The 7,211-nt window shown below is 70.4% G+C and carries 4 protein-coding genes; 2 read left to right on the top strand and 2 right to left on the bottom strand.

Going from position 1 to position 7,211, the window contains the following annotated elements; all coding sequences use genetic code 11:
- Nucleotides 1-58: 58 nt before the first annotated feature.
- Entirely contained in the window at nt 59-1,729 is a 1,671-nt protein-coding gene (locus AN218_RS21130; RefSeq protein WP_070018464.1) for a sugar ABC transporter ATP-binding protein, read from the bottom strand.
- Nucleotides 1,730-1,926: 197 nt separating this feature from the next.
- A complete protein-coding gene (locus AN218_RS21125; RefSeq protein WP_070018463.1) occupies nt 1,927-2,934 on the bottom strand; it encodes a LacI family DNA-binding transcriptional regulator in 1,008 nt (335 codons plus the stop codon).
- Between the two features lie 293 nt (nt 2,935-3,227).
- On the opposite strand from AN218_RS21125, the gene recD2 reads away from it, so the two are divergent.
- On the top strand, nt 3,228-5,468 hold the full coding sequence (gene recD2, locus AN218_RS21120) for an SF1B family DNA helicase RecD2 (protein ID WP_244900566.1): 2,241 nt from the start codon (nt 3,228-3,230) through the stop codon (nt 5,466-5,468).
- Nucleotides 5,469-5,631: 163 nt separating this feature from the next.
- Nucleotides 5,632-6,921, top strand: a complete 1,290-nt coding sequence (locus tag AN218_RS21115; RefSeq protein WP_070018461.1) for a citrate synthase — start codon at nt 5,632-5,634, stop codon at nt 6,919-6,921.
- Nucleotides 6,922-7,211: the final 290 nt, after the last annotated feature.

The raw sequence follows: 7,211 nt of genomic DNA, 5'->3' as shown, positions 1-7,211 counted from the left end.
GTCCGCGGGCTGCTTGCCGAGGCCGTGCCCGCCGCCGTGGCCGCTGCTGCTGTGGATGTCAGTGGCCACGGAGGCCCTCCTTGTCCTTGGTCTTCGACACGGGCCCGCCCGTTCCGTACGCGCTGCCGCCGTCCGCGCCGCTCGCGCCGTCCGCGCCGCTCGCGTTGTCCGCGCCGTGCGCGGTGCCGACGGCCAGCCGCATCACCGCGTCCTGCGTGGCCTCGGACGCGGCCAGTTCGCCCGCGATCCGGCCCTGTGCCATCACCAGGACGCGGTCGCTCATGCCCAGCACCTCGGGCAGATCGCTGGAGATCATCAGCACCGCGTGCCCGGACGCCGTCAACTCGTTGACGAGTTCGTAGATTTCGACCTTCGCGCCGACGTCGATGCCGCGCGTCGGCTCGTCGAGGATCAGCACGCTGCTCTGCGCCAGCAGCCACTTGCCGATGACGACCTTCTGCTGGTTGCCGCCGGAGAGCGTGCCCATGCGCTGACCGAGTCCGGCCATGCGCACCCCGAGCCGCTCCGCGATCCGGCCCGCGGCCTCCTCCTGCCCGGAGAGGTTCACGAAGCCCGCCCGGCTCGCCCGGCTCAGCGTGACCAGGCCGAGGTTGTCCCGTACGGAGGAGTCGGGCAGCAGGCCCTGGCCCTTGCGGTCCTCGGGGACGAGGCCGAGCCCGGCGCGCAGCGCGGCGTTGATGTCGTACGGGCGCAGCCGCTCGCCCCGTACCTCGACGGTGCCCGCGTCGTACGGGTCGGCGCCGAAGACCGCCCGTGCCACCTCCGTACGTCCGGCGCCCACCAGCCCTGCCAGGCCCACGACTTCGCCCGCGCGCAGCTCGAAGCCGACGTCGGAGAAGCGGCCGGCGCGAGTGAGCCCGGAGACGCGCAGCAGGGGCGCCAGCGACTCCGCGCCCGCGCCCTTGCCCGAGCCCTTGCCCGAGCCCGGCTCCGCGTCCCTGCGCCCCTCGGAGGCGCCGCCGTCCGCCCGTCCCGTCCGCCTCGGGTACTGCTGCTCGATGCTGCGCCCGACCATCATCCGTACGAGGTCGTCGCGGGGCGTGGAGGCGGGCACCTGTCCGACGCTGCGGCCGTCGCGCAGCACCGTGACCCGGTCGCCGAGGGCGGCGATCTCCTCCAGGTGGTGGGTGATGAAGACGACGCCGACGCCGTCGGCGCGCAGCCGCCGTACGAGGTCGAAGAGCTTCTCCACCTCGTCGGCGGTGAGCGCGGCCGTCGGCTCGTCCATGATCAGTACGCGGGCGTGCAGGCTCAGCGCCTTGGCGATCTCCACCATCTGCGCGCGGGCGACGCCGAGTTCGCGCACGGGCGTGCCCGGTGCGATGTCCACGCCGACGCGTCCGAGGACCTCGGCGGCGTCCGCCTCCATGCGGCCGCGGTCGAGCAGCCCGAAGCGGCGGGGCTGCCGTCCCAGGAAGATGTTCTCGGCGACGCTGAGGTGCGGCACCAGGTTGAACTCCTGGTGCATGGTGGCCACTCCGAGCCGTTCGGCGTCGCCCGCGTCGTGGATGCGTACGGGCTGGCCGTCGCGCAGCACCCGTCCGGAGTCGGCACGGTGCACGCCCGAGAGCACCTTGATGAGGGTGGACTTGCCGGCGCCGTTCTCGCCCAGCAGCACGTGCACTTCGCCCTCGTACAGGTCGAAGTCGACGCCGTCCAGGGCGACCACGCCGGGGAAGGTCTTGCGTATCGCCTCGGTACGCAGCAACTCCCGTGCGCCGGAGGGACGTTGCGGATCCGGCGCAGGGGTGCCGGTGCCGCCGGTGTCACCCGGACCGGCGGTACCGGACGGGCCGGGCGTGCCGGATGGACCGGGTGTGCCGGATGGACCGGGTGTGCCGGACGGCGGCTCCTTCGGCCCCGGCGGACCGGACCGGCCGGGCGCTGCGGACGGGTCGGGCGTGCTCAACGGCTCTTCCCTTCGCTCTCGCCGCAGGAGCGGCGCGTGACAAGCCGGGCGGTGAGGGTCACGGAGGCGGCGCTGCGCCCCTCGACCAGGTCGATCAGGGCGGCGACGGCACGGTGCCCCAACTCGCCGGTGGGCTGGGCGATCGCGGTCACCGGCGGATCGGTGTGCAGGAACCAGGGGATGTCGTCGAAGGCGGCGAGCGCGATGTCGTCCGGCACGCGCAGTCCGCGGCGGCGCAGCTCGTCCATCGCGCCGAGCGCCATCAGATTGTCCGCGGCGAAGATCACCTCGGGCGGCTGCGGCAGTTCCAGGAAGGCGGCGGTCGCGCGCCGGCCGCTCTCGGTCTGGAAGTCGCCCTGTCCGGTGTACTCCCGGGGCAGCGGCAGTCCGTACGCCTCCAGCGCCGCGCGGAAGGCGCCGACGCGCTCGTCACCGGTCGTCGTCTCGCTGGGGCCGCCGATGATGGCGAGCCGGCGGTGGCCCAGCGCGTACAGATGCGCGACGAGGTCGTGGACGGCGGCGCGGCCGTCGGCGTGTACGACGGGGACGTCCAGGCCGCGTATCCAGCGGTCGACGAAGACCATGGGGGTGCCCGCGGCGGCGGCGTCGCGTATCACCTCGTTGCCCCCGTCGGTGGGGGAGACCAGCAGTCCGTCGATGCGGCGTTCCAGGAGCGTGCGCACATGGTGGTCCTGAAGTGCCGCGCGCTCGTCGGCGTTTCCGATGACGACGCTGTAGCCGCGGGCACGCGCGGCGTCCTCGACGGCGCGCGCCAACTCGGTGAAGAACGGATTGAGCACGTCGCTGATGACGAGCCCGAGGGTGTGCGTGTGGTGCGTCCTGAGCGAACGGGCCACGGCGTTGGGCCGGTAGCCGAGGTCGGCGACGGCGGCGATCACGCGCGAGCGGGTGCCCGGGCGCACGGCCGGGCTGTCGTTGAGCACCCGGGAGACCGTGGCGACCGAGACACCGGCGCGCGATGCGACGTCCTTGATGCTGGTCAACTGCCGTGCCCGTCCTGGTTCCTGGCCTGTTCCGGGGTGGGGCCCCGGCCTGTTCCGGGCGGCGCCCGGGGTGCGCGGCGGCGGTCGCCGCGCGGTCCGTGGTAACGATTACATCCGCCATGAGACGGGATGGCACGGGCTCCGCACAAGGGGCCGGAACGTGATCGTGACCGAGCCGTACGAGCGGCACGTACCGGTCGGGTGTACGGCCGGGCGCCTGCGCGGGCGCTCGGCCGTAGGCGGTTGTCCACAGGCCTGCCGCGATGTCGGCGGCTGAGGCTACGGTCTGTCACATGCCCTTCCAGAACACGGTGCTCGAAGGCGTCCTCGAACGGATCACGTACGCCAACGAGGACAACGGCTACACCGTCGCCAGAGTCGACTCCGGCCGCGGCGGCGACCTGCTCACGGTCGTCGGCTCGCTGCTGGGCGCGCAGGTCGGCGAATCCCTGCGCATGGAGGGCCGTTGGGGCTCCCACCCGCAGTACGGCCGCCAGTTCACCGTGGAGAACTACCGGACGGTCCTGCCGGCCACCGTCCAGGGCATACGCCGCTATCTCGGCTCCGGCCTCATCAAGGGCATCGGCCCGCGCATCGCGGAGCGCATCGTCGACCACTACGGCACGGCCACGCTGGAGGTCATCGAGGCCGATCCGCGCAAGCTGATCGAGGTGCCGGGCCTCGGCCCGAAGCGTACGGAGCGGATCGCCGCGGCCTGGGAGGAGCAGAAGGCCATCAAGGAGGTGATGGTCTTCCTCCAGGGCGTGGGCGTCTCCACCTCCGTCGCGGTGCGCATCTACAAGAAGTACGGCGACGCCTCGATCTCCGTCGTGCGGAACGAGCCGTACCGGCTGGCGGCCGACGTGTGGGGCATCGGCTTCCTCACCGCCGACCGCATCGCGCAGTCCGTCGGCATCCCGCACGACAGCCCGGAACGCGTCAAGGCCGGTCTGCAGTACGCCCTTTCACAGTCCACGGACCAAGGGCACTGCTATCTCCCGGAGGAACGGCTGATCTCCGACGCGGTGAAACTGCTCCAGGTCGAGACGGGCCTCGTCATCGACTGCCTGGGCCAACTCGCCGCGGAGGAGGAGGGGGTGGTGCGCGAGCGGGTGCCCGGAGAGGACGGTGAGCCGCTCACGGCCGTCTATCTCGTCCCGTTCCACAGGGCGGAGTTGTCGCTCTCGGGCCGGCTGCGCCGGCTGCTGCAGGCGCCGGAGGACCGGCTGCCCGCCTTCCAGGACGTCGACTGGGAGGCCGCGTCGGGCTGGCTCGCGGACCGTACGGGGGCACGGCTGGCGCCCGAGCAGCGGGAGGCGGTGCGGCTCGCGCTGACGGAGAAGGTCGCGGTGCTCACCGGCGGCCCGGGGTGCGGGAAGTCCTTCACTGTGCGCTCGGTGGTGGAGCTGGCACGGGCGAAGAAGGCACGGGTCGTCCTCGCGGCGCCCACCGGCAGGGCGGCCAAGCGCCTGGCGGAACTGACCGGCGCCGAGGCCTCCACGGTCCACCGGCTGCTGGAACTCAAGCCCGGCGGCGATGCGGCGTACGACGCGGAGCGCCCCCTCGACGCCGATCTGGTCGTCGTCGACGAGGCGTCGATGCTCGATCTGCTGCTCGCCAACAAGCTGGTGAAGGCGGTGCCTTCGGGCGCGCATCTGCTGCTGGTGGGCGACGTCGACCAGCTCCCGTCCGTCGGCGCGGGCGAGGTGCTGCGCGATCTGCTCGCCGAGGGCGGTCCCGTCCCGTCGGTACGGCTGAAGCGGATCTTCCGTCAGGCGCAGCAGTCCGGCGTGGTGACCAATGCGCACCGCATCAACTCCGGTGCGCAGCCCGTCACCCACGGATTGAGTGATTTCTTCCTCTTCGCCGAGGAGGACGCGGAGGAGGCCGGGAAGCTCACGGTCGACGTCGTCGCGCGCCGCATCCCGGCGAAGTTCGGCCTCGACCCGCGGCGCGACGTCCAGGTGCTCGCGCCCATGCACCGCGGCCCGGCGGGCGCGGGCACGCTCAACGGCCTGCTGCAGCAGGCGGTGACGCCCGCTCGGCCCGACGTTCCCGAAAAGCGGTTCGGCGGACGGGTTTTCCGCGTGGGCGACAAGGTCACCCAGATCCGCAACAACTACGAGAAGGGCGCGTGCGGCGTCTTCAACGGCACCGTCGGGGTCGTCACCGCACTGCACACGGAGGACCAGAGACTGACGGTCCGTACGGACGAGGACGAGGAGGTGGCCTACGACTTCGACGAGTTGGACGAACTGGCACACGCCTACGCGGTCACCATCCACCGCTCACAGGGCAGCGAGTATCCGGCCGTGGTGATTCCCGTCACGACGAGTGCCTGGATGATGCTCCAGCGCAATCTGCTGTATACCGCCGTCACCCGGGCAAAGCGTCTGGTGGTCCTCGTGGGATCCCGGAGGGCGATCGGCCAGGCAGTCCGCACGGTCTCCGGCGGGCGGCGGTGCACGGCGCTGGACCACCGGCTGCGGGGCGCCATGGCGCTCCCCGGCAGCGACAACGGTTCCAGGGGGTGACCGCCGCCGCTTGGAGGGTGCAGGATGTTGAGAAGAAGACGGCACTGCGTGCCATCAAACAGCCCTATGGCCGACCCCGAGTGCACCGCACCGCGCTCGGTGGGAGACAGTGGAAAGGGTCAGGGCACCTCGAAGAAGAGGCACTACGTCGGTGAGGGAAGACGTGAGCGACAACTCTGTAGTACTTCGGTACGGGGACGATGAGTACAGCTACCCCGTGGTCGACAGCACGGTCGGCGACCGAGGCTTCGACATCGGCAAGCTGCGCGCCGAGACCGGTCTGGTGACCCTGGATTCGGGCTACGGCAACACCGCCGCGTACAAATCCGCGATCACCTACCTCGACGGCGAGGGCGGCATCCTGCGCTACCGGGGTTACCCGATCGAGCAGCTCGCGGAGCACGGGACGTTCCTGGAGACGGCCTACCTTCTGATCCACGGCGAACTTCCCACCGTCGACCAGCAGGCCGCCTTCAAGGACGAGGTCACCCGCCACACTCTGCTGCACGAGGACGTCAAGCGCTTCTACGACGGATTCCCGCGTGACGCCCACCCGATGGCGATGCTCTCCTCCGTCGTCAGCGCGCTGTCGACCTTCTACCAGGACAGCCACAACCCGTTCGACGAGGAGCAGCGGCACCTGTCGACGATCCGGCTGCTGGCCAAGCTGCCGACGATCGCCGCCTACGCCTACAAGAAGGCCGTCGGCCACCCCGTGGTCTATCCGCGCAACGACCTCGGCTACGTCGAGAACTTCCTGCGGATGACCTTCTCGGTGCCGGCCGCGGAGTTCGAGCTGGACCCGGTCGTCGTCAACGCCCTCGACAAGCTGCTGATCCTGCACGCCGACCACGAGCAGAACTGCTCCACGTCCACCGTGCGGCTGGTCGGCTCCTCGCAGGCGAACATGTTCGCCTCGATCTCCGCGGGCATCAACGCGCTGTGGGGGCCGCTGCACGGCGGCGCCAACCAGAGCGTCCTGGAGATGCTCCAGGGCATCCAGGCGTCCGGCTCCGACGTCGACACCTTCATCCGCAAGGTGAAGGACAAGGAGGACGGCGTCAAGCTGATGGGCTTCGGCCACCGCGTCTACAAGAACTTCGACCCGCGGGCGAAGATCATCAAGTCGGCTGCGCACGATGTCCTCTCGGCCCTCGGCAAGAGTGACGAACTGCTCGACATCGCGCTGCGCCTCGAGGAACACGCCCTGAGCGACGACTACTTCGTCGAGCGCAAGCTCTACCCGAACGTGGACTTCTACACGGGTCTGATCTACCGCGCCATGGGCTTCCCGAACAGCATGTTCACGGTCCTCTTCGCGCTGGGCCGGCTGCCGGGCTGGATCGCGCAGTGGCACGAGATGATCAAGGAGCCCGGTTCGCGCATCGGCCGGCCCCGCCAGATCTACACCGGCGTCGTCGAGCGGGACTACGTACCCATCGAATCCCGCTGACCTGGGCGTGACGTTTGCTGTACAGTGCGTGACGCCCCTCATTCAGGGAGACGTCCGCGGAAGGCCCCATCCCAAAGCGGATCGGGGTCTTCCGTTTGTGCAGATCCATGGAGAGACATAGGTCACAGAAATTGGGGGGTAACCATTTTCCAGGGTCGGACGTCTAACCGGGTGGCAGCGGCCCCCCGGCGGAGCCGCAGTCACTGCCGAGTACGTCTTTGGGGGACGGACCCGGTGAAGCAGAATCGGTGAGCGTACGCGGGGAGCTTTGAGCGGCCCTCCCGACCGTA

It is taken from the genome of Streptomyces nanshensis (genome assembly GCF_001751255.1).
Taxonomy (GTDB): Bacteria; Actinomycetota; Actinomycetes; order Streptomycetales; family Streptomycetaceae; genus Streptomyces; species Streptomyces nanshensis_A.
This window is presented reverse-complemented; position numbering and strand designations above follow the sequence as displayed.

What these genes read in the sequence shown, in the direction of transcription:
- recD2 (WP_244900566.1), top strand. Translation starts at nt 3,228, where the DNA reads ATGCCCTTCCAGAACACGGTGCTCGAAGGCGTCCTCGAACGGATCACG.